Origin of the sequence: Pseudomonas sp. SIMBA_067, assembly GCF_046534675.1 — a bacterium.
Taxonomy (GTDB): domain Bacteria; phylum Pseudomonadota; class Gammaproteobacteria; order Pseudomonadales; family Pseudomonadaceae; genus Aquipseudomonas; species Aquipseudomonas putida.
The window spans coordinates 1-268 of record NZ_JAWRYH010000509.1 but is presented as its reverse complement, the minus strand read 5'-3'; the positions used below and the strand labels follow the sequence as shown (position 1 = coordinate 268).

Genomic DNA, 268 nt, shown 5'->3' with positions numbered 1-268 from the left:
CGAAACGCCTCGTTGCTGTTGGGCAGCAAACGAAAGCCCGAACGGCCCTCGTAGGGCGCAGCCTGGCGCAGCACCGAGCGGCCGAAAGCTGAGTCTTTGGCCGGCAGCGCCTGGCTGACTTCGCGGGGGATGTCGACGCTTGCGCAGCCTGCGAGGCCGCACAATAGCGTCAGCAGAAGCGGCAGAGCTCGCTGCAATCTCAAGGTAAGCGTGTCCTGTACAGCAAAGGCCTAAGGGGTTGGACCATGGTGGGCGGCGCAAAGTTACG

General features: G+C 63.8%; 1 pseudogene. It reads right to left on the bottom strand.

Annotated elements, in window-relative coordinates:
- A pseudogene (locus tag SB765_RS30105) lies at positions 1 to 203 on the bottom strand (phospholipase D family protein); the annotation flags it as partial.
- Between the last annotated feature and the right edge of the window lie 65 nt (positions 204 to 268).